Below are 22,324 nucleotides of genomic sequence, written 5' to 3'. Positions count from 1 at the left end.
GTTCGTCCTTCTAGAATGCCAGCCAGATCATCAGCGCGATGTTGACGGCGAGCAAGGGCAGCGCCGTCGCCATCTGCGCGCGGACCACGCCGTTGCGGTTCCGCAGTTCGAGAAGAGCGGCCGGTACGATGTTGAAATTAGCCGCCATGGGCGTCAGCAGCGTCCCGCAGAAGCCGGACAGCATCCCGATCGCGCTGATCGCCGCCGCATTGCCGTGATGGCCGTGGATCAGCAGCGGCAACCCCACCGCCGCCATCATCACCGGAAAGGCCGCGAAAGCATTGCCCATCACGATGGTGAACAGCGCCATCCCCACGCCATAGACGATGGCCGCGCCGATCAGGCTCCCTTCCGGAATAACCATCCCCAGCAGCGTGCCCACCACCGTCCCTACGCCGGACAGCGCGAAGATGGCGCCGAGGCTCACGAGCATCTGCGGCAGCACCACCGCCCAGCCGACCGAGTCCATCAGCCGCAATCCTTCCCGGAACGGCGTCTCTGGGCGCGGCCGGAGCCAGAGGCACGCCACACCGAGCGCCACCAGCACACCCGCGACGAGCGCCACCAGCGTCGCCTGCTGCGGGTCGAGCCAGTCGGGCCGCGCACGCGCCAGAATCGTACCGCCCAGCGCCGCCGCCGGCACGATCAGCACGGGAACGAACAGCGCATCGCCGCGCGGCGCGACGCCATCCTGCATGGCGCGCGCCGGACGCATCAGCCCCGCCCCGGCAATCGCGACGAGGCCGAGCGCCAGCACGCCATTGCCGATATCGCCGATCCGGTCGCCCAGCAAAAAGCTCAGCGCCATGAGCCCCCAAAAGCCGGCATTGCCCGGCCGCCGATCCCAGGCCGACAGCAGGGCATAGAACCCGAACAACAGCCCCGTGACGGTATAGACGAACGGCAATCCGATCATGCCGCGCGCTTCCTCGCCAGCCGCCGGTCGAGCCACCAGAGCCGTGCCCCGTGGATCAGGAAGGCGGCGATCGCGCTCGGGATCGCCCACAGCGAAAGCTGGAAGGGCTCCAGCCGGATGCCATACTGCTCCAGCAACCCCTTCATCAGCAGGATCGAGCCGATCGCGAGGAAGATATCCTCGCCGAAGAACAGGCCAACATTGTCCGTGGCCGCGGCCAGCGCCCGGATATGCTCGCGCTCAGCCTCATCCAGTTCACCCGTCTGACGCTCCGCCAGCGCCTCCGTCATGGGTGCGAGCAGCGGCCGTACCGTCACCGCCGGTCCGGCGATGGTCGTGAGCCCCAATGCTGCACTCAATTGCCGGAACAGGAGATAGACCATCAGCAATCGGCCCGCAGTGGCTTGCCCAAACCGCTCGATCAGCGCACGTGCACGAGCCTGGAGACCATAGCGCTCCAGCAGGCCGATCAGTGGCAGGATAACCCATATAACAGAGATATAGCGCGCGCTGTTGAAAGCCTTTCCGAAGGCTGCGAGGATCGCCAACGGGTCCAGCCCTGCTGCCAGCCCCGTCACGGCGGCGGAGGCCGCCACCACCAGCAGCGGATTGAAGCGCAGCAGGAAGCCGAGCGCGATCACCGCGATCCCGGCCAGCACCAGCATCAGCGCGACGCTCCATAACCACCACCACCGGGCGTCTCGATCACGAAGCGATCCCCCTTATCGAGTTGAACGGATGCAGTGGCGGGCAGAGACTCGATCCGCCCGTCCGCGCGCTCGACCCGATTGAGGCCGGGGGCTCCTGTGCCGCCGCCTGCCAATCCAAACGGCGGAATGCGGCGGCGATTGGCGAGAATGCCCGCTTGCATCGGCTCCCGCGCGCGGATCGCGCGGACCGTGCCGTCGCCGCCGCGATGCCGCCCCTCCCCGCCGGAACCGCGCCGGATGCGAAATTCATCCAGCAGCACGGGAAAGCGCGTTTCCAACACCTCGGGATCGGTGAGGCGGCTGTTGGTCATGTGCGTCTGTACGGCGGAAGCGCCGTCGAATGCCGGCCCGGCGCCCGCGCCGCCCGCGATCGTCTCATAATATTGGACGCGGGCGTTGCCGAAGGTGAAGTTGTTCATCGTCCCCTGCGCCGCCGCGCAGGCGCCGAGCGCGCCGAACAGGGCGTCGGTGATGACCTGGCTGGTCTCCACATTCCCGGCAACCACGGCCGCCTCCGGCCCCGGATCGAGCATCGACCCTTTCGGTACGATGATCTCCACGGGCCGCAGGCAACCGTCGTTCATCGGGATCGGCTCGTCCACCAGCGTGCGGAAGACATAGAGAACCGCCGCGCGAACAATCGACCGTGGCGCATTGAAATTGCTCGGAAGTTGCGCGCTGGAACCAGTGAAATCGACACGAGCGGAGCGCGCCTCGCGATCGATCGACACGGCCACGCGGACAACGGCCCCGTCGTCCATCTCATAGGCGAAGCGCCCGTCGGACAGGCGCGTCAGAAGTGTACGAACGGCCTGCTCGGCGTGGGACTGGACATGCCCCATGTAGGCATCGACGACATCCTTCCCATAATCGCCGGCAATCCGCGCCAGTTCGGTAGCGCCGCGCGCGCAGGCGGCGAGCTGGGCCTGAAGATCGGCGATATTCTGGTCCGGATTACGCGCCGGCCACGCGCCCGAACCGAGCAGCGCCCGCACATCTTCTTCGAGGAAGCGCCCGCCGGCAACGATCCGCACGGCGTCGAAGATCACGCCCTCCTGCTCGACCGACGTGCTGCCGGGCGGCATCGATCCCGGGCTGATCCCGCCGATGTCCGCATGATGGCCCCGCGCGGCGACGAAATAATCGGGCCTGCTTCCACCTTCGACGAACACCGGCATGACGACGGTGATGTCCGGCAAATGCGTGCCGCCGTCATAGGGAGCGTTGAGCGCGTAGGCGTCGCCGGGCCTCAGCACTTCCCCATGGCGCGCGATGACGGCGCGGATGCTGTCCCCCATCGATCCCAGATGGACCGGCATATGCGGCGCGTTGGCGATGAGGCAGCCGCCGGCGTCGAAGATCGCGCAGGAGAAATCGAGCCGTTCGCGGATGTTGACGGAGGCTGCCGAATGTTGAAGCGCCGCCCCCATTTCCTCGGCAATCGCCATGAAAAGTCCAGAGAAAATCTCCAGCCGTACCGGATCGAGCGCCGTTCCGCCGCTCTGTGCCGCCGACCGGGCTATCGCGCGGTGAAGGATGAGATTGCACTGCCCGTCGACCGAGACGGTCCATCCGGGCTCCACGACCGTCGTCGAGACGGCATCGACAATCAACGCCGGTCCCGCCGTCGACCAGCCTTCGGGAAGATCCTCGCGCTGATAAAGCGGCGCCGCGACCGGCTTGCCCTCCATGAAGGCCGCAACCTTTGCCTGAGGCAGAGGATCGATCTTGCCCGCAGGCGGAGCGGGATGGACGGACTCGTCCGAGCGGGCGACGGCCTCGACCTGGAGCATGTCGAGCACCAACGCGCCTTCGCCGACGAAGCCGAAGCGCGCGCTGTGCCGCTGCTCGAAAGCGGTGCGCATGGCATCGATCGATCCGAGCGGGACTTCGATCAGGCTATCCGCGCTCGCATAGCGGATATGAGCGCGCCCGAGGATATCCACGCGAGGCGCATCGAGCGCGGCGCGCGCCTCCGCCTCCAGCCGCTCCGCCTCGGATGCGATCGCCGCACCGTGCGCCGCATCGAGCGGCAACGCCACGGTGCGCTCGCGCATCACCGCGCGATCCGCCAGCCCCATGCCATAAGCCGACAACACGCCGGCATAGGGATGGATCATCACACGCTCCATGCCCAGCGCATCGGCGACGAGGCAGGCATGTTGCCCACCCGCCCCGCCGAAGCAGGCCAGCGTGTACCGCGTGACGTCATGGCCCCGCGCGACGGAAATGCGCTTGATCGCGTGCGCCATGTTGGCGACCGCAATGGCGATCATCCCCTCGGCGATCTCCTGCGGGGACTGGCGATGGCCGGTTTCCGTCTCCACCTCGTCGGCCAACGCTTCGAACAGCATCTGCACCCGATCGGCATCGAGCGGCTGGTCTCCGCCTGGACCGAAGACGGCGGGGAAGAAATCCGGCTGCACCTTGCCCAGCAGCACGTTGCAGTCGGTGACCGTCAGAGGCCCGCCACGCCGATAGCTGGCCGGCCCCGGCACCGCGCCGGCCGACTCCGGGCCGACGCGAAAACGCCCGCCCTCGAACCGGCAGATCGATCCGCCGCCCGCCGCGACCGTATGGATGCGCATCATCGGCGCCCGGATGCGCGCGCCTGCCACCACCGTCTCGGTGTCGCGTTCATAATCGCCGGCATAATGCGACACGTCGGTCGAGGTGCCGCCCATGTCGAAGCCGATCACCCGATCGAAACCCGCCGCGCTCGCCGTGCGCGCCATGCCGACGATGCCGCCGGCCGGGCCGGACAGGATCGCGTCCTTGCCGCGCAGCGCCGCCCCTTCGATCAGTCCGCCGTTGGACTGCATGAAGAGTGGCGCCTGCCCCTCGCCCAGCGCGCCCGAGAAGCGTTCGACATAGGCGCCGATCACCGGCGAGAGATAGGCGTCCACCACCGTCGTATCGCCGCGCCCGATCAGCTTGATGAGCGGGCCGACCTCATGGCTGACCGAAATCTGGGTGAAACCGATCTCCTGCGCGATCCCCGCCAGCGCAGCCTCATGCGCCGTATGACGATAGCCGTGCACCAACACGATCGCGATGGCGCGAAGACCCCGCTCGAATGCGGCTCGCAGATCGCGCCGGGCCGCATTCACGTCGAGCGGACGGAGGACTTCGCCCTCCGCGGTCATCCGTTCGTCGATCTCCACCACGTCGGCGTGGAGCGGCTCGGGAAGCTGGATGTCCAGCGCGAAGAGGTCCGGCCGCTCCTGATATCCGATGGTGAGAGCATCGCCGAACCCACGGGTGATCGCCAGTAAAACCGGCTCGCCCTTCCGCTCCAGCAGGGCATTGGTGGCAACCGTCGTGCCGATCCGTACATCGAGCGGTGGCAGCGGCCCGTGCGCGATCCCGGTGAGGCGGCGGATGCCTTCCACCGCCGCATCCTCGTAGCGGTCCGGATTTTCGGAGAGGAGTTTGGCGGTTCGTATGCCGCCGTCGGGTGCCCGCGCGACGATATCGGTGAAGGTGCCGCCGCGGTCGATCCAGAAACGCCATTGCATCCCCGCCTTCTTGGAACGCGAGGCCCGCCCCCGTCAATCTGGCGCGGCGAGGGCAAGCGCCTTAGGACGGGCGAACCCCTTGTCGAACGGAGCTTTTCCCATGTCGCGTTTCGATCCCCGCACGACCGCGCTCGTCCTCATCGATCTCCAGCAGGGCATCGTGCCGATGACCCTCGCCCCGCGCAGCGGCGCCGACGTGGTGGAGACCTCCATCGCCCTGGCCGATCGTTTCCGCACGGCGGGCGCGCCGGTGGTGCAGGTGCATGTCGGCTGGGCGCCCGATTTCGCCGATCGCCCCAGCCAGAAGGTCGATCAACCGATGCCCGCGCCCGAAGGCGGCCTCCCCGAGAATTGGACCAGCTTCGTCGATGGCGTGCGGCACGACGGCGATCTTGTCGTCATGAAGCGGCACTGGGGCGCCTTCACCGGCACGGAGCTGGACCTCCAGCTCCGCCGGCGCGGCATCCGGACCATCGTGCTCGGCGGCATCGCCACCAATTTCGGCGTCGAGTCGACCGCCCGCTCCGCCTGGGAGCTGGGCTATGATCTCGTCATCGTGGAGGATGCCTGCGCATCCGCCAGCGCGGAGCTGCACGCCATGTCGATCGAGAAGATCCTGCCCCGCATCGCCCGCGTCATGAAGGCCGAAACGATCAGCCTGGGCTAAACCCCGAGCTGGAGGCGCCGCCGCTCACGGGAGAGGCGGCGCTTTCCCGAACTCAGAGCGCGCCGTGGCAGTGCTTGTACTTCTTGCCCGAACCACAGGGGCACGGCGCGTTGCGGCTCACCTGCCCCTCCCATGAGGCCGGATCGTCACCGAGCACCGGCTGCTCATCGTCCTGCGACTGCATCTGCGGCATCGCGAGGCGCGTGGTCACGAAACCCATGTCGGAACCGAAAGCCGGCGCGTCGAGCGCGGGCTGGGCATCGTCCGTCATGGTGAGCGGATCGAGGTGGCTGGTCAGAAACTCCGGCAGCTCGGGGAGCGGCGGCGGCGCCTGGAAGGTGACGTTGGCGAGGATGCGCGTCACGTCCTCGCGGATCGCGTCGAGCATGCGGCCGAACATCGCGAAGGCCTCGGCCTTATACTCGTTGATCGGCGTCTTCTGGGCGTAGGCGCGCAGGTGGATGACCTGACGCAGCGAGTCCAGACGCGAGAGGTGGTCCTTCCAATGCTCGTCGAGCGTCTGGAGAAGCACGCTCTTTTCCACGCCGCGCCAGCTATCGACCGAGATTTCCTCGATCTTGGCGGTGATCTGCGCGTCGGCCTGTTCCTTGATGCGCTCGGCCAGCGTCTCGGGCTCGATGCCCTCTTCGCCGACCCACTCGACGATCGGCAATTCAAGGCCGAACACCTCCGCGACGCGGGTTTGGAGCGTCTCGCCGTCCCATTGCTCGGGATAGGAGCCGACCGGGCAGGCATCGCCGACCAGCGCCGACACCGTCTCGCCGCGCATCTCGTCGGTGACGTCATCGACGGTCTCCGAATCCATGATGTCGGCGCGCTGCTCGTAGATGATCTTGCGCTGGTCGTTCATCACGTCATCATATTCGACGACCTGCTTGCGGATGTCGTAGTTGCGCGCCTCGACCTTCTTCTGCGCGGTCTCGATCGCCTTGGTGATCCAGGGGCTGACGATCGCCTCGCCGTCCTCCAGATTCTTCTGCATCATGCGCGCGAAGAGCGTCTGGGGCCCGAAGATGCGCAGCAGATCGTCGTCGAGCGACAGATAGAAGCGGCTGAGGCCCGGGTCGCCCTGACGGCCCGAACGGCCACGAAGCTGGTTGTCGATGCGGCGGCTCTCGTGCCGCTCGGTGCCGAGCACGAACAGGCCGCCATTGGCGAGCACCTGCTGCTTCTCGACAGCGATCTCGGCGCGGATCTTCTCGGCCTGCGCCTCATATTCGGGCGTGCCCTCGACGAGATCGGGGAACTCGTCGAGCATGCGGAACTCGAGATTGCCGCCGAGCTGGATGTCGGTGCCGCGGCCGGCCATGTTAGTGGCGATGGTGACGGCGCCCAGACGGCCCGCCTGCGCCACGATATGCGCTTCGCTCTCGTGATGGCGAGCGTTCAGCACCTTGTGCACGACGCCCTCCTTCTGGAGGAACTCGGACAGCAGCTCGCTCTTCTCGATCGACACGGTGCCGACGAGGATCGGCTGGCGGCCATTTTCCTGCTTGTCGCGGATCGCCTTGGCGATGGCGCCGAACTTGTCGTGGATGTTCTTGAAGAACTGGTCATCCTCGTCCACGCGCTGGATCGGCACGTTGGTCGGGATGGTGACCACGTTCATCTTGTAGATGTCGAAGAACTCGGCCGCCTCGGTCGCCGCCGTGCCGGTCATGCCGCCGAGCTTCGGGTACATGCGGAAATAGTTCTGGAAGGTGATCGAGGCGAGCGTCTGGTTCTCGGGCTCGATCTTGACGCCTTCCTTGGCCTCGACCGCCTGGTGCAGGCCATCCGACCAGCGGCGGCCGTCCATCATGCGGCCGGTGAACTCATCGATGATGATGACCTTGTCATCCTTCACGATGTAGTCGGTGTCGCGCTTGAACACGGCGTTGGCCTTCAGCGCCTGGTTCAGGTGGTGGACCACCTGCGTGTTCTCATAATCGTAGAGATTGTCGCCTTCGAGCAGGCCGGCCGCTTCGAGCAGGCGCTCGATCCGCTCGGTGCCGTCCTCGGTGAGCACGACGGAGCGCTGCTTCTCGTCGATCTCGTAATCGTCAGCGGAGAGCTGCTTCACCACCGCGTCAACGCCCATGTACAGCTCCGACTTGTCGTCGGTCGGGCCGGAGATGATGAGCGGCGTGCGCGCCTCGTCGATCAGGATCGAGTCGACCTCGTCCACGATCGCGAAGTTGAAAGGCCGCTGCACCATCTGGCTGCGGTCATACTTCATGTTGTCGCGCAGATAGTCGAAGCCGAACTCGTTGTTCGTGCCGTAGGTGATGTCGGCGTGATAGGCTTCGCGGCGCTGGAAATCGGGGATATTGGGCACGATCACGCCGGTGGTGAGGCCCAGGAAGCGATAGACGCGGCCCATCCAGTCCGCATCGCGGCTGGCGAGATAGTCGTTCACGGTGACGACATGGACGCCCTTGCCCGTCAGCGCGTTGAGATAGGTGGCAAGCGTGGCGACGAGCGTCTTGCCCTCGCCCGTGCGCATCTCGGCGATCTCGCCCCGGTGGAGGACGATGCCGCCCACCATCTGCACGTCGTAATGGCGCTGGCCGAGCACGCGCTTGGCCGCCTCTCGGACGGTCGCGAAGGCTTCGGGCAGCAGATCGTCGAGCGTCTCGCCATGCTCCAGCCGCTCGCGGAACAGCACCGTCTGATGGGCGAGCGCGGCGTCGTCGAGGGCCGAGATGGTGGGCTCATAGCTGGCGATTTTCGCCACGATGGAGCGCAGCGACTTCACATAGCGGTCGTTGGACGAACCGAAAATGGCCTTGGCGATGCCGCCGAGCATGAGCGTTCCTAATCGAAATGGGACGGCGGATACGGGCACGCCTAGACGCCCCGCGACCCCCCGCGCGAGTAGGCGGTTGATCTAGGGAGCGTGGGTTGGGGTGTCAATTCGGGTGGCGCGGAGAAGTCTGCGGTCCGGTCGCGGGAGGCTCGTTCATTTTGAGACGGTTGCGGCCGGAACGGCGACGAACCGGCCCCGCCGACATGCGCCGGACAACAAAAGCGTGGACATCTTTCCCCGAGGTCGCCACCGAGCCAACCGATCATTCCGACGCCAGCCAGAGGCCCGCCCGATGTCCGACGCCACCTCTCCCCTCGCCACGCCCTTCCCCGCCATGCCGCCGATCGCAGGCGTCCGCCTCGCCACCGTGCGCGCGGGTTATAAGGCATGGACGCGCGACGACATGACGCTGGCGCTGTTCGACGAAGGCACAGCGGTGGCGGGCGTCACCACCCAGTCCAAATGCCCCTCGCCCGAGGTGGAGTGGTGCCGCGATGCGCTGCCGCTCGGCCGCGCGCGGGCGCTGGTGGTGAATGCGGGCAACTCCAACGCCTTCACCGGCGCCAAGGGCCGCGCCGCCGTGGAAGCCATCACCGCGCGCGTGGCGGCCGCGACCGGGTGCCAGCCGTCCGACGTGTTCGTGGCGTCGACCGGCGTGATCGGCGTGCCGCTCCCCATCCCGACCGCCGAGGCGGGCGTGGACCTCGCGCTCGCAGCGCCCGAGAGTGGCTGGAAGAAGGTCGCCGCCGCGATCTCCACCACCGACACTTTCCCCAAGGGCGCGATGGCCACGGCGATCGTGGACGGCCGGACGATCACTATCGCGGGCGTCATCAAGGGCTCGGGCATGATCGCGCCGGACATGGCGACAATGCTCGGCTTCCTCTTCACCGACGCCGCGGTGGAGCCCGCCTTCCTCCAGCAGATCCTGTCCGCCGCCAACGGCCGCAGCTTCTCCTGCATCACGGTGGACGGCGACACCTCGACCTCCGACACGGTGCTCGCCTTCGCGACCGGCAAGGCGGGCAACGCCCCCCTCGCCTCATTCGACGATGCCGGCGCGGACGCCTTCGCGGCGGCGCTTCAGGATGTGTGCCTCCAGCTCGCTCAGCTCGTCGTGCGCGACGGCGAGGGCGCGTCCAAGTTCATCGAGATCGTGGTGGAAGGCGCCACCTCCGACGAGAGCGCGCGGACGATCGCACTCTCCATCGCCAATTCGCCGCTGGTGAAGACCGCCATCGCGGGCGAGGACGCCAACTGGGGCCGCGTCGTCATGGCCGTCGGCAAGGCGGGCGAACCGGCCGAGCGTGACAAGCTCTCGATCCGCTTCGGCGACACGCAGGTCGCGACCGGCGGCCTCGCGGTGGAGGGCTATGACGAGGCCCCCGTCGCCGCCCACCTCAAGGGGCAGGACGTCCGCATCGGCGTCGATATCGGCCTCGGCGAGGGCCGCGCGACGGTTTGGACCTGCGATCTCACCCACGGCTACATCTCGATCAACGCCGACTATCGGAGCTAAGCCGATGCACGCCCTCCATGCTGGTGCCGACGCCCTGATGCGACGGATCGGCCGCGACGTGCTGATGGCGCATTTCCAGAAGCTCGAAGCCGGGCAGATCGAGGAAAAAGCGCCCGACGACTATGTCACCATCGCCGACAAGGAATCGGAAGCCCTGCTCATCGAGGGGCTGACGGCGTTGCTCCCCGGCAGCCATGTGGTGGGCGAGGAAGGCGTGGCGGCGGACGCCTCGCTGATCCTCCGCGCGACCGAAGGCGCCGCCTGGATCGTCGATCCGCTCGACGGCACCGGCAACTTCGCGGCGGGCCGCACCCCCTTCGCGATGATGGTGGCGCTGGCGCAAGGCGGCGTCGTACAGGCCGGCTGGATACTCGATCCGGTCGGCGGGCGGATGTGCCATGCCGTGCTGGGCGGCGGCGCCTATGTCGACGGCCAGCGCATCACTGCGCGCCCGACCGGCGGCGCGCAGCCGATCGGCGCGCTCGCGACTCGCTATCTGCCCGACGATGTCCGCGCGAGCGTGATGGCGCGCTCCGAGGGGCATATCACCATCGCCGACATCCCGCACTGCGCGGGCGAGCAATATCCGCGTCTGGCGCTGGGCACCAACGACCTCGCGCTGTTCTGGCGGGCCATGCCGTGGGATCATGCGCCCGGCGCGCTGTTTCTGGAGGAAGCGGGCGGCCGGATCGCGCGGATCGACGGCAAGCCCTATCGGCTGGGCGACGACCGCCCCGGCCTGCTCGCAGCCGCCTCGCCCCAACTGTGGGACGAAGCGGCGGAGCGTCTGTTCGGCTGAGCCTCAGGCCCAGCCGTCCAGATCAGAGCGACTCTTCGATGAATGCCTTGAGGCGGCTCTTCGGCGCGGCGCCGACCTGCGTGGCCGCAGGCGCACCGCCCTTGAAGAGGATCATCGTCGGGATGCCGCGCACGCCGTAACGACCCGGCGCGTCGGGATTGTCGTCGATGTTCAGCTTGGCGATCGTCACCTTCTCGCCCAGCTCCTCCGAAAGCTCCTCGAGCGCCGGTCCGATCATCTTACAGGGGCCACACCACTCGGCCCAGAAGTCGACGAGCACGGGGCCATCGGCGGCCAGCACGTCGGTTGCGAAGCTCTGATCGGTGACAGTCTTGGTAGCCATGGGGCGATACTCCGGTTCACTTTGGAAACGGATGTAGGCGCGTCGGTGCCTCGCCTCAACCGGCGGATGCCAAACTTTGCTCCCTGCCCGCCAAGTCCGGCTTGTGCGCCGCCAATGTTTCGGGGGCGAGCGGGATCAGCTTCGGCCCCGCCGTGTAGAGCAGGGCCGCCTCGATCGCGCGGCCGGGAAAGATCGCCGCCAGCGCGGCCGCATAGGCGCCCATCTGATCGAGATGATGCTCCGGCACCGCCGCGAGCCCCGACGGCACCCGCCGCCCGGTCTTGAAATCGACGATGGTGACCTTGCTCTCGGTCACCAGCAGGCGGTCGACCGTGCCCGCCACCACTTGCCCTTCCACGACAGCGGCGATTGGCGCCTCCGCCAGCGCTTGCGGAGAGAAGATCGCAGCGAACCGCGGATCGGCGATGGTCTTGCAGACATCCGCCACCAGCCCGGCCCGAAGCGTCGCGTCGGCAACTCCGGCCGAATGTTCCAGCCATTGCTCCCCCGCCGCCTCGCGACGTTCCGGCGGGAGCGCGGGAAGCCTCTCGAACAGCGCGTGGAGCCAGCGCCCGCGCTCGGCCGCCGCGCGCATCGCGGGGTTGGGCGGGGGATTGGCGACGGTGTCGTTGCCGATCGCGGACGGCGCCAGTGGCCGCGGCGGACGGCTCTCCTGAGGTGCTGGCGCGCGCAGCCAGGCCGGCGGCGGCGATTCCGGCACGACCTCACGTGGCTCACGGGGAGCGGAGCGTTCCGTCTCCCCGCCTGCGTGAATACGCGTCGTGCCCCAGAGCGGGTCTTCGATCGCGCTCGCCTCCAGCCCGTCGAGCGCGGCGGCCATGGCGGCATACCAGCTCCGCGCCGGCACCACGCCCTTCGCGATCGGCCCCAACGCGCCGCCCACCGCCAGCCACTCCTCGGCCCGCGTCGCGGCGACGTAGAGGAGGCGCCAATGCTCCTCCAGCTCGCGCTCTTCCTGCTTGTCGATCAGGGCATCGAACGGGGCGAACCGCTCGTGGCTGCGCGGGCGGATCACCGGCACCGGAGGCGCGCCCTCCTCGGCCGCCCAGCCGATCCCGCCGCCGGGCGAGCGATCCGGGTCGCCGGTCGCATCCGCCAGCACCACCAGCGGCGCCTGAAGCCCCTTCGATCCATGCGCCGTCATCACCCGCACGGCATCGAGCGGCGCGGAGGGATCGCGCTTGATCTGCACCTCGCCGCGATCGAACCAGTCGAGGAAAAGCTGGAGCGACGGCGTGCCATTCTCCTCGAACAGCAGCGCTGCGTTGAGCAGTTCCTCGATCGGATCGCGCGCCTCCTCGCCCAGCCGGCGGAGCAGCTTGCGCCGCCCGTCGAGCGGGCCGGAGAGTATCTCCTCGAAGAAGCGATAGGGCGTCACGAGATCCGCCGCGCCGAGGATGCGGTTCAGCCCATCCCGCGCCTCTCCCTCGGGCAGGTTGGACCAGAGCGAGCCCTTACGGCCGTAGCAGAGCCCGTAAATCTCCTGCTGCGACATCCCGAACAGGGGCGAGACGAGCAGCGAGGCCAGCGTCAGATCGTCGCTCGACTGGAGCGCGAACCGGGCGGCGGCGAGCAGATCTCGCACCGCCAGTGGCGCGTCGAGGCGGAGGCGATCCACGCCTGCCACCGGCACGCCATGCGCATGGAGCCGCGCCACGATCAGCGAGGCCAGATCGCCGCGCTTGCGGACGAGGATCATCACATCCTCGGGCCGGAGCGTCCGCCCGCGCGTGCCGATCCACGGCGCCGCGTCGATCCATGCCTTCACCTGCTGCGCCAGCCTGTCGGCGAAAAGCCGGGTGGCGTCGTCGAGCCAGCCTTCCTCGCCGGTCGCGACATCCTCGGCCTGCCCGGCCGAGACTGGCGGCCAGAGCATCACGCGGCCCGCGCCTTTCTTCGCCGCCTCATGAGGAGGCACGTCGTCGACGAGGCCGAGCGCGCCCGCGCCCAGATACGCGATCATCCGGTCCACCACCGCCAGCACCGGTGGCGTCGAGCGGAAGGAGCGGTCGAGCGAGAGGCGCTGGATCGTCTGACCCCCGCCCTCCGCGCGATAAGAGAAAGCCCGCGCCGCCGCCTCGAACGCCAGCGGATCGGTGCCCTGAAAGCCGAAGATCGCCTGCTTGAAATCGCCGACGGTGAAGATCGTCCTGACCGCATCCTCGGGCGCGCGCTCATAAGCGAAGAACTCGCTCGCGAGCGCCGCCACGATCGACCATTGCTGCGCGTTCGTATCCTGCGCCTCGTCGACGAGGATATGGTCGGTGCGCTGGTCGAGCTTGAAGCGGACCCACTCGCCCATGCCATCGGTGTTGAGCAGGCGGACGGTTGTGCGGATCAGATCGTCGAAATCGACCGCGCCGGCCGAGCGCTTGGCCTGCGCATAGGCACGCGCATAGGCCTGCCCCGCGCGCAAGGCGGCCGCCAGCGTCGAGGCATAAGCCGCCTTCACGCGCAGCGCGAGCAGATCGCCGCACAGGTCATGGAGGCTCATCGCGTCCTCCGCATAGCCATCTTCCTGCGGCGCCTGCCCCTTGGCGAAGGAGCGCGGCTCGCCCGCCTTGGTCGCCCAGACCTCGTGCAGCGCCTGGAGCCCCTCCGCGCGCGCCTCCGCCGATCCGGCCAGCCAGCGGGCGATCACGTCCGCCCGATCCAGACCGCGCGCCGTCGCCCAGCCCGCGTTGGCCGCAGCGACCCGTTGCAGCGTACGGATGTCGAAGCGGTCGTCGGCGCAGGCCTCGGCGATGGCGCGCTCGATATCGCCGTCCGGCACATCCATCGCGCGGCGGAGCTTCGCCTCGATGCCGACGCCCAGCGCCTCCATCGCGTCCGGCGCGCGGGCGCATTGGCGGAGGAAACCCTCGGCACCCTGCTCGCCCAAGCGGCGGCTCAGCGTCTGCACGTCGCGGACGAGCGGGAAGTCGCCGCTCCGCTCCGCCGCCACCAGCATCTCGGCGAGCGTCGCATAGCCGAGCGCTTGCTCCTCGCGATCCTCCAGCGGGCGGAAGCCGGGCACCAGCCCCGCCTCCGACGGGAAGCCGGCCAGCAGCGTCTGGCAGAAGGCATGGATGGTCTGGATGCGCAGGCCCCCGCCCGTCGCGTCGAGCACGCGGGCGAAGAGCGTGCGCGCGTTGGCGACCGCCTCGCTGTCATGCCGTTCGCCCAGCGCGAACAACTCCTGGCTCAGATGATTGGGCCTCATCCGCACCCAGCTTGCAAGGCGGGCATGGATGCGGTCGGCCATCTCGGCCGCGCCCGCCTTGGTGAAGGTGAGGCAGAGGATCGACGCCGGATCATTCCCCGCCAACAGCAGGCGGATCACGCGCGCGGTCAGCACGTGCGTCTTGCCCGTGCCCGCCGAAGCCGACAACCAGACCAGCCGCTCCGGGTGCGAGGCCTCGGCCTGCGCGCCTTCCAGCGGCTTCAGGGGTGAGATGCGGCTGCTCATGCCCCGTCCCCCTGCCGGCCATACCATTCGTCGAGACGCATCAACTGGTCATAGTCCGCATAGGGTGCCAGCTCGGGATGGAGCTTGGCGAGGAAAGGCTCGTCACCCGTCAGCCACTTGGCGGCCGCCTCCGCGAAATTGCGGTAGGCCAATGCGGTGAACTCGGCCGGATCGATGCCGGCGCGCTTGCCGGTCGCGGGTGCGACATAGCCGAGCCTGCCGTCCTTCTGCGCCAGCGACCAATATTCGAAGGCCCCGGCCTTGCCCGACACCTCCTTGAAGCCGCCATTCTCCGCGATCAGCCCGAGCAGCCCGAGCTGCATCGCATAGCCCGCCGCGACCTGCTTCGTGCCCGGCGGCTGGCCGGTCTTGTAGTCGACGATGGCGAGGCTACCGTCGGGCATCCGGTCGATCCGGTCGACCTTGCCGTAGAGCTTGATCCCATCGATCTCACGCTCGCCGAACACCTCGGCGACGAGCGGCTTCCGCCCCGTCGCCAGCGCCGCCAGCATCTCGTCCGCGATCCACGCGATGGATTCCCGCAGGCGCGGCGCCCACAGCGCCTTCAGTACCGGATGCGCGGTGATGCCGTCGAGCATCGCCTCCGCGCGGGCGGCGAGCTTGGAGGGATCGCAGCCATCCTCCTTGGCCCAAGCCTCCAAAACCTCGTGGACGGCACTGCCTCGCCACGCGGGGCTAGGCTCGGCATCGACCGGATCGAGGCTGATGAGCTTCAGCATCTCCTGCGCGTAGAAGGCGTAAGGGTCGGCCTTCAGGCGGTCGAGGCGGGTCACGGCGAGCTTGCGCGGACGCTCGTCGGCTGGTGGAGCGGGACGCGGACGGTCGGCGGGCGCGAAAGCATCCGGCCGGTCGATGGCGGCGCTCCAGCGGCGGAAATGCGGCGCGCGGGCGATACCGCCGGTCATCGCCTCCAGCCGCAGCCAGAAGCGCGAGGCGACCGCCGGCGCACGCGCATCGCGGCGGGCGCGCGTGACGAGCACGCTGGGCGAACCGAGCAGGCTTGCGAAATCATGCGCGGCGATGCCGATCCGCCACTCCAGCCCCGGCAGGCCCAGCTCCCGCCGGACGCGCGGGCTGAGCCATGGGTCCGGGCTCGGCAACGCCGGCCACACGCCCTCATTGAGTCCCGCCGCGACCGCGAAATCGGCGTGCTGGAGACGCTGCTCGATGAGGCCCCAGATGGATACGCGCGGATGGCCACCCTGCGGCGGCCGCACCGACACCTCGTCCATCAACCGAGCGAGCATAGGGCCTGCTGCGGCGGGCGCCAGTTCGGACGGTCCGAGCGGCGCGGAAGCCTCCAGCGCCTCGAACAGCTCGGCGGCGGCGCGTCCGGCGGGGCCGGCCCACGCCTCCTCCTGCGTCAACGCCGAGGCCGCCTCGCGGATCGCCGCGAGCATGGCAGGCAATGTCACGCGGCCGGAGAAAGCCTCTTCCAGCGGCTGGAGGATGTCCAGCACGCCGCTCCACCAAACGCCGTCCAGCTTGTTCTCAGGGTCGCGGACCAGCCCGCTCACGCCCGCGAGCCCGGGCGCCGGCCTGGGTCCCCTGAGCGCGATATCCAGCGCGCGGACGGCTGCCAGCCACTGCCAGCGCTCGACGCTGCCTGTCACCAACGGATGCTTGAGGAGCGTGAGCAGCTCCACTGGCGCGAAGCCGCTCGCAGCCGCCTCTGCGATCGCGGTCAGCAGCGTTCCCGAAGGCATTGCCGACAGGGGGCGGCCGGCGGAATCGTCCACCACGATGCCCCAGCGCCAGAGATGCGCGGCGACGCGGCGCGCCAGCGTCCGGTCCGGCGTCACCAGCGCGGCGGTGCGTCCGGGCGTCTCGATCGCCTGACGCAGCGCGATGGCGATGGCCTGTGCCTCCTCGGCCGGGGTCGCGCATTCGAGCGCCCGCACGCCCGACAGGCGGCGCTCGGCGGGCGGAAGCTCCTGCCATTTGCCGGTGAAGGCGGCCGGTTTCATGGCGTTGGCGATCGCCCGTCCTCGCGCGGCGGAGGACGCCGCCGCCTCGGAGCCGCCGCCCCAGCCCCAGCGCTCGGCTTCGCTGCGCGCCAATCCCATGCGGTCGAGGAGCCGCTTCAGGTGGAATTGGGGGTGCGTCTCGATCGCGCGGCCGTCCTCGTCGGGGCCGAGCGCGTCCCATTCCTCCTGCGGCATCGAAAGATCGAGGCCGGGGAGCACCACCCTGCCTTCCGGCATCCACGCGATGGTCCGCAGCAGCCGGGCAACCGCCGGTGCCGTATCGATGATGCCCGCCGCGACAACGAAACCCTGTGCTGTGCCCGAGCGCCATGCGACCGCCGCGCGATCCAGGAGCCGGTTGCGGCGCTCCGCCTGATCGATGCGGCCCATCGCCCGAAGCTCGTCCGGCCAGCGCGTCAGCACCGCCGTCAGCACGCCAAGCGCGCGCTGCCAATGTTCGGAGAGGTCGGCCTCCACGTCCAGTTCCGCCAGTGCGCGCAGCGGCTTCTCCTCGACCATCATCTGGTCGAGCGTGCGGGCGAGCGCCTGCGCGAGGCGGACCGCCTCGGCGGCATCAACCGGCTCGCCGATCTTCGCCCGCTCCTCGGACACCAGCCGCGCCAGCATCATGCGGCGGACCATCGGATCGACGGCGGGCGGCACCGGCTCGGCATCGGCGGGATCGAGCGCATGGCCCGGCCCGTCACCCAGCTCCAGATCGCCGATCGCGACCAGACGGGGCAGCAGCAGGCCATGCTCCGCCCGGCGGACGAAGGCGTCGCTGACCGCCCGCGCGGCGCGGTTGTTGGGCACGAGAATGAGGCCCCGCGCCAGCGCCAGCCGGTCGCCGCCGGTCTGCGCGATCAGGCCGGCGGCCAGCGCGTCGGCGAAAGGCCGGTGCGCCGGAACCGTGTACAGCGCCGGCGTGGCGCGCTCAGCCACGCCGCAGCATGTCCTCGGCGACGGCGATGGCGGCGGGCGTACCGACGTCACACCACAAGCCCTGATGCACCACGCCATAGACGCGGTCTTCCCGCATCGCGCGATCCCACAGGATGTTCATCGAGAAAGGCCCCTCCGGCGCATCGCGGAACAGGCGCGGGGAGACGAGTTGGATGCCGGTATAGACGAAGGGCGCGATCCGGCGCGGCTCGCGGCGACGGAGATGGCCGGCGGCGTCCATGTGGAAATCGCCCTGTCCGCCATGCGCGGTCGCACGCGCCAGTGCGACCACCAGCAGCAGGGCGTCCATCCGCTCATCGTCCCAGCTCCGCGCGAGCAGGCGGAGCGTGTCGACCGGGCCGTCCACCCAGAGATTGTCCGTGTTGATGACGTAGAAGGGCTGATCGCCCAGCAGGGGCAGCGCATGGACCACGCCGCCCCCCGTCTCCAGCAGTTCGGCACGCTCGTCCGAGACGAGGATGTCGAGCCCGTCCGACTGGCGATGGAGATGCGCCTCCAGCGCGTCCGCCAGATAGTGGACGTTGACCACCGCGCGCCGCACGCCGCCCGCGCGCACCCGGTCGAGCGCATGATCGAGCAGCGAACGCCCCGCCACCTCCACCAGCGGCTTGGGCCGCGTCGCCGTCAGCGGGCGCATCCGCTTGCCGAGGCCGGCGGCGAGCAGCATCGCCGTCTCGGGCTGCGCCTGCGCCGCGTTGGGATCGGGACGGAGCGTGAGGGGCTTGGCGAACTTCGTCATGCCGTGAACTCCGTCCAGAAGGCCGCCCGCAACTCGGCGGGCACGTTCCGATCGAACCATTCCGCCACCGGGGCCAGCGCCGGATGGGTGAGATTGCGCTCCAGATAGCCCCACACGCGCGGCTGCATGGGCAGATAGGTCTGCTTGCCGTCGCGCTTCCACAGACGCGTGAAGATGCCGAGGATCTTGGTGTTCCGCTGCGCACCGAGGATTTCGTAGTCGGCGAGGAAGGCCTCGACATCCTCGATCCCGGCCTCGGCAGCATAGGCCTCCAGCATCCCGGCTTCGAGCGCGGGCGACACGTCGCGGCGCGCATCCTGAAGCAGCGAGACGAGATCATAGGCCCGATGTCCCGCCAGCGCGTCTTGGAAATCGAGCAGGCCCAACCGCTTCAGTCCGGAGCGCTCCAGCAGGATGATGTTGTCGACATGATAGTCGCGCAGCACCAGCACCGGCGGCTTGGGCGAGGCGACGCGCGGCAGCACGGCCTCCCACGCTTGATCCCAGCTCGCCCTGTCGAGATCGAGGCCGACGGCGGGCGCATACCACTCCGGAAACAGCCCGACCTCGCGGCGCATCACCGCCATATCATAGGACGGCAGCCCCTCTGGCACCGGCTGCTCGCCGAGCCGCGCCAGCAGCAGGATCGCGTCACGATAGATCGCGGCCTCCTGATCCGTCTCGCCTGCGCGGAGCAGCGGGCCAACCAGGCGATCCCCGAAATCCTCCAGCAGCAGCAGCCCGCCCTCGCGATCCACCGCATAGCTCTGTGGCGATGACAGGCCGAGCCGCCCCAGATGCTCCGCGATCGCAATGAAGGGACCGAGATCCTCATGCGTCGGCGGCGCGTCCATCAAGACGGCGGTGCGCCCCTCCTGCACGACGCGGAAATAGCGCCGGAACGAGGCATCGCCGGCAAGCGGCAGGATCGCGGCGCCCTCCCAGCCGTTCGCGGCCAGGAAAGCGGGGGCGTGGGCGGGCGGAATCATCGGGGTGGCCATCGCGCCTCCCATGGCGCGGGCGCGGTCCAAGTCAAGCGACGGCCGCCGCTTCCGTCCGGCTCGATCGCCAGGCGCAGGGCTTCGGGCCACAGCGCCGCGCCGAGCCGTTCGGGCCATTCGACGAGCAGAACGCCGTCCTCCAGCAGTTCGTCGAGGCCCAGTTCCTCCGCCTCCTCGGGATCGTCGAGACGATAGAGATCGACATGGGCGACCGGCAGAGACACCTCGGGCGGCGCATAGGGTTGGACGATGGCGAAGGTCGGGCTCGGCGCCTCCTCTGCGAGGCCCAACGCCGCCAGAACGCCGCGCGCGAGGCTGGTCTTGCCCGCGCCCAGATCGCCGAACAACGCCACGACATCGCCCGCGCGCAGCAGCGGCGCAAGCGCACGCCCCAGCGCCTCGGTGGCGGCGGCATCGGGGAGAGGGATGGTTCCGGTACGGGTCATGCAGTCGTCCTGGGGAGGCGGATCGACACCGTCGTGCCGCTGCCCGGCTCGGATTCGAGCCAGACACTGCCGCCATGTGCCTCGATATAATGACGGGTGAGCGGCAGGCCGAGGCCGATCGAGCCCTCGCGCCGATCCCCCTTCACGGTGGTACGGTGGAAGGGATCGAAGATGCGCTGGCGCTCCTCCGCCTCGATGCCGCGGCCATTGTCGGAAACGATGATCGTCGCCTGCTCCCTGTCGCCGCTGGCGTGGAAGAAGACCCGTCCGCCTTCCGGTGTATAATCGACAGCATTGCGCAGCACATGGTCGATCGCCTGGCGCAGGCGGCGGACATCGCCGGAAACCTGCCCGACATTGTCCTCGATGGCGACGATCAGCTCCAGCTTGCGCGTCCGCGCCGCGTCGGACAGCCCCTCGACCGCCGAGCGGCAGATGGCGTCCAGCTCGATCGGCACATGCTCCAGATCGAGATGACCGGCGGCGCTGCGCGTCAGGTCCAGCACCTCGTCGACGAGTTGCCCCAACCGCGCCGAGGCGGCGATGATCGAGCCGACATAATCCTTCGCCCGATCGCTCAGCGGGCCGGCGAACCCGGCCGATAGCATCTCCGCGAAGCCGCCGATCGAGGTGAGCGGCGTGCGCAGCTCATAGCTCATCGTCGCGACGAAGGCGGACTTGACGCGATCCCCCTCCTCCAGCGCGGCGGCGCGGTCGCGCAGCGCCTGCTCTGCGCGCAGGCTGTCGGTGATGTCGAGCAGCGTGAAGAGGGCATTGCCATCCGGCAGAGGCACCGCCGCGAACTGGAAGTGCCGCCCGTCGGCGAACGCGATGCGGCCGACCCGACTCTGCCGATCCGTGGTGGCAAGTCGCACCAGCTCACGGATCAGGCCGCCCCGCGCAGGATTGGCGAGACGCGGGCTCACCATCTGCACCAGCGCATCGACACGCGGATGGCGGGCGAGTTCCTCCTCCTCCAACTCCCACACCTCGCGGAAGCGGTTGTTCCAGAGGTGGAGCCGCCCGTCCGCCGCAAACACGCCGACCGCCTCATAGAGGTTGTTGAACGTCGCCGTCCGCACGCGCAGCAGCGTGTCGGCCTCGACACGGAGGCGGACCTGCTCCGTGCGGTCCTCGAAGATCATCAGCATCCCGCCATCGGGAAGCGGCTGCCCCACGACGCGCAGGTGCGTGCCGGACGGGAGCTGCCACGCCTCCTCCTGCGCCGTCTCGGAGAGGAACCAGCGACGGCGCTCGGCCTTCCAGCCGGGGAAATCCCGGCTTTCGGGCAGGCGATCCGCCTCGCGCATCCGTTCCAGCACACGATCGAACTCGGGCCGATCGGCGAGCCATTCGGGCAGCATCGCGAACAGCCGCTGGAAGGCCGAGTTGGAGAAGACCAGATGCCGGTCCGCCGCGAACTGGGCGACACCAGCGGAGAGGCGATCAAGCATGTCGCGCTGCGCATCCTCGAAGCGGACGAGATCGGCCTTGGCCTGCTCCACCTCCTCGACGTCGACCGCATAACCGGCAATCCCGCTCGGCCCGAGCGGCACGTCCACGACGCGCAGCGTGCGCCGCTCGCCGCCGATCGTGGCGGGCACGGTGCGGACGGACATCTCGCCTTCGTCTCGGGCGGCAGCGGCGGTGGCGATGGGGCTGCCGGGGCCGTGGCCCTCGATCAGCTCCAGCCCGCGCTCGATCACGCCATGCGCGTCGACACCGTCCACCGCGCGGACATAGGCCGAATTGACGAGGCTCAGCCGAAGGTCCGGCCCGCGGTGCCACATCGGGATCGGCGCGGCTTCGATCAGCCCGGCGAGTGCATCCAGCGCATCGGCCAGCCGCCCGCGCTCGGAGTCGAGGCTATCGATCTCCTCCTCGCTCTCGGTCGCATCGAACAGCCAGAGAAGCGCCGCGCCTTCGCCCAGCGCCTCCGCCGCGGGCCGCCCACGCACCATCAGCACCCGCCCCGCCCCGACCGGACGGACGGCGCGCGCGAAGGCGGCTCCACCCCTCTGGGCAGTCAGCACGTCTCTCGTCAGGGCTTCGGCATCCAGCGGGTCCAGCCGCGCGGCGAGATCGGGCAGCGAGCGGGGCGAGCGTTCCAGCCCGAACCAGTCGGCCACCCGCTCATGCGCGCGGACACGCCCGTCAGCAGTCACCAGCATCGGCAGCACCGGCGCGCCCGCCAGCATCATGCGCAACCGCGCGAGTTCCGCGACAGCCGCTCTGGCCGAATGCCCCCGCTGCCATCCGAAGATGACCGCGACGATCGCCGCCGCCAGCCAGATCGCGACGATCAAACCCGCCAGCGTCGCGTGAAGAGGATTCAGCTCAATCACGCCGCTACGCCCCACTCGCCTTGTTCCGCCATCACGTCTCGGCCCCCACCCCGCCTGTCTAGGCGGGATGACGTCAAACCGGAAGCGGCGAC

The 22,324-nt window shown here is 69.0% G+C and carries 14 protein-coding genes; 3 read left to right on the top strand and 11 right to left on the bottom strand.

The window, feature by feature from the left end; genetic code table 11:
• Positions 1–10 precede the first annotated feature (10 nt).
• The 3 genes from ST3T6A_RS0111570 to ST3T6A_RS0111560 are packed head-to-tail and all read right to left on the bottom strand — an operon-like array spanning position 11 to position 5,144.
• Positions 11–916 (bottom strand): DUF979 domain-containing protein, encoded by a 906-nt coding sequence (locus ST3T6A_RS0111570; RefSeq protein ID WP_019833089.1) that lies wholly within the window; start codon positions 914–916, stop codon positions 11–13.
• On the bottom strand, positions 913–1,581 hold the full coding sequence (locus tag ST3T6A_RS0111565; RefSeq protein WP_019833088.1) for a DUF969 domain-containing protein: 669 nt from the start codon (positions 1,579–1,581) through the stop codon (positions 913–915). Before ST3T6A_RS0111565 ends, ST3T6A_RS0111570 begins: the two co-directional genes overlap by 4 nt.
• Positions 1,581–5,144: a hydantoinase B/oxoprolinase family protein gene (locus ST3T6A_RS0111560; RefSeq protein ID WP_019833087.1), complete on the bottom strand. Its 3,564-nt coding sequence runs from the start codon at positions 5,142–5,144 to the stop codon at positions 1,581–1,583. Before ST3T6A_RS0111560 ends, ST3T6A_RS0111565 begins: the two co-directional genes overlap by 1 nt.
• A 100-nt stretch (positions 5,145–5,244) precedes the next feature.
• Here ST3T6A_RS0111560 and ST3T6A_RS0111555 point away from each other — a divergent pair, with 100 nt between their 5' ends.
• Positions 5,245–5,811 carry a hydrolase gene (locus ST3T6A_RS0111555; RefSeq protein ID WP_019833086.1) on the top strand — a complete coding sequence of 189 codons (567 nt, stop codon included), beginning with the start codon at positions 5,245–5,247 and terminating at the stop codon, positions 5,809–5,811.
• Between the two features lie 52 nt (positions 5,812–5,863).
• Here ST3T6A_RS0111555 and secA read toward each other — a convergent pair whose 3' ends face one another.
• Entirely contained in the window at positions 5,864–8,620 is a 2,757-nt protein-coding gene (secA, locus tag ST3T6A_RS0111550) for a preprotein translocase subunit SecA (protein WP_019833085.1), read from the bottom strand.
• 292 nt (positions 8,621–8,912) lie between these two features.
• Between secA and argJ the strand changes: the two genes are divergently transcribed.
• Positions 8,913–10,139: a bifunctional glutamate N-acetyltransferase/amino-acid acetyltransferase ArgJ gene (gene argJ / locus ST3T6A_RS0111545; protein WP_019833084.1), complete on the top strand. Its 1,227-nt coding sequence runs from the start codon at positions 8,913–8,915 to the stop codon at positions 10,137–10,139.
• Between the two features lie 4 nt (positions 10,140–10,143).
• On the top strand, positions 10,144–10,938 hold the full coding sequence (locus tag ST3T6A_RS0111540; protein ID WP_019833083.1) for an inositol monophosphatase family protein: 795 nt from the start codon (positions 10,144–10,146) through the stop codon (positions 10,936–10,938).
• Between the two features lie 22 nt (positions 10,939–10,960).
• Here ST3T6A_RS0111540 and trxA read toward each other — a convergent pair whose 3' ends face one another.
• The 7 genes from trxA to ST3T6A_RS0111505 are packed head-to-tail and all read right to left on the bottom strand — an operon-like array spanning position 10,961 to position 22,232.
• Complete coding sequence (gene trxA, locus ST3T6A_RS0111535; RefSeq protein ID WP_019833082.1) at positions 10,961–11,281, bottom strand: thioredoxin TrxA; 321 nt, start codon at positions 11,279–11,281, stop codon at positions 10,961–10,963.
• A 55-nt stretch (positions 11,282–11,336) separates the two neighbouring features.
• Positions 11,337–14,750, bottom strand: coding sequence for a double-strand break repair helicase AddA (gene addA / locus ST3T6A_RS0111530; RefSeq protein ID WP_019833081.1), 3,414 nt, complete (start codon positions 14,748–14,750; stop codon positions 11,337–11,339).
• Entirely contained in the window at positions 14,747–17,680 is a 2,934-nt protein-coding gene (gene addB / locus ST3T6A_RS0111525) for a double-strand break repair protein AddB (RefSeq protein WP_019833080.1), read from the bottom strand. Before addB ends, addA begins: the two co-directional genes overlap by 4 nt.
• Complete coding sequence (locus tag ST3T6A_RS0111520) at positions 17,673–18,440, bottom strand: nucleotidyltransferase family protein (protein WP_019833079.1); 768 nt, start codon at positions 18,438–18,440, stop codon at positions 17,673–17,675. The genes addB and ST3T6A_RS0111520 overlap by 8 nt, the downstream gene beginning before the upstream one ends.
• Positions 18,437–19,429: an aminoglycoside phosphotransferase family protein gene (locus ST3T6A_RS0111515; protein WP_026359645.1), complete on the bottom strand. Its 993-nt coding sequence runs from the start codon at positions 19,427–19,429 to the stop codon at positions 18,437–18,439. Before ST3T6A_RS0111515 ends, ST3T6A_RS0111520 begins: the two co-directional genes overlap by 4 nt.
• Positions 19,426–19,887: a tRNA (adenosine(37)-N6)-threonylcarbamoyltransferase complex ATPase subunit type 1 TsaE gene (tsaE, locus tag ST3T6A_RS0111510; protein ID WP_019833077.1), complete on the bottom strand. Its 462-nt coding sequence runs from the start codon at positions 19,885–19,887 to the stop codon at positions 19,426–19,428. Before tsaE ends, ST3T6A_RS0111515 begins: the two co-directional genes overlap by 4 nt.
• Positions 19,884–22,232: an ATP-binding protein gene (locus ST3T6A_RS0111505; RefSeq protein WP_019833076.1), complete on the bottom strand. Its 2,349-nt coding sequence runs from the start codon at positions 22,230–22,232 to the stop codon at positions 19,884–19,886. The genes tsaE and ST3T6A_RS0111505 overlap by 4 nt, the downstream gene beginning before the upstream one ends.
• Positions 22,233–22,324: the final 92 nt, after the last annotated feature.

The organism is Sphingomonas sp. PR090111-T3T-6A, assembly GCF_000383095.1.
Taxonomy (GTDB): domain Bacteria; phylum Pseudomonadota; class Alphaproteobacteria; order Sphingomonadales; family Sphingomonadaceae; genus Solisphingomonas.
This window is presented reverse-complemented; position numbering and strand designations above follow the sequence as displayed.

What these genes read in the sequence shown, in the direction of transcription:
- ST3T6A_RS0111570 (WP_019833089.1), bottom strand. Translation starts at nt 916, where the DNA reads ATGATCGGATTGCCGTTCGTCTATACCGTCACGGGGCTGTTGTTCGGG.
- tsaE (WP_019833077.1), bottom strand. Translation starts at nt 19,887, where the DNA reads ATGACCCGTACCGGAACCATCCCTCTCCCCGATGCCGCCGCCACCGAG.
- ST3T6A_RS0111515 (WP_026359645.1), bottom strand. Translation starts at nt 19,429, where the DNA reads ATGATTCCGCCCGCCCACGCCCCCGCTTTCCTGGCCGCGAACGGCTGG.
- addA (WP_019833081.1), bottom strand. Translation starts at nt 14,750, where the DNA reads ATGAGCAGCCGCATCTCACCCCTGAAGCCGCTGGAAGGCGCGCAGGCC.
- ST3T6A_RS0111565 (WP_019833088.1), bottom strand. Translation starts at nt 1,581, where the DNA reads ATGCTGGTGCTGGCCGGGATCGCGGTGATCGCGCTCGGCTTCCTGCTG.
- argJ (WP_019833084.1), top strand. Translation starts at nt 8,913, where the DNA reads ATGTCCGACGCCACCTCTCCCCTCGCCACGCCCTTCCCCGCCATGCCG.
- trxA (WP_019833082.1), bottom strand. Translation starts at nt 11,281, where the DNA reads ATGGCTACCAAGACTGTCACCGATCAGAGCTTCGCAACCGACGTGCTG.
- ST3T6A_RS0111560 (WP_019833087.1), bottom strand. Translation starts at nt 5,144, where the DNA reads ATGCAATGGCGTTTCTGGATCGACCGCGGCGGCACCTTCACCGATATC.
- ST3T6A_RS0111540 (WP_019833083.1), top strand. Translation starts at nt 10,144, where the DNA reads ATGCACGCCCTCCATGCTGGTGCCGACGCCCTGATGCGACGGATCGGC.
- secA (WP_019833085.1), bottom strand. Translation starts at nt 8,620, where the DNA reads ATGCTCGGCGGCATCGCCAAGGCCATTTTCGGTTCGTCCAACGACCGC.
- ST3T6A_RS0111520 (WP_019833079.1), bottom strand. Translation starts at nt 18,440, where the DNA reads ATGACGAAGTTCGCCAAGCCCCTCACGCTCCGTCCCGATCCCAACGCG.
- ST3T6A_RS0111555 (WP_019833086.1), top strand. Translation starts at nt 5,245, where the DNA reads ATGTCGCGTTTCGATCCCCGCACGACCGCGCTCGTCCTCATCGATCTC.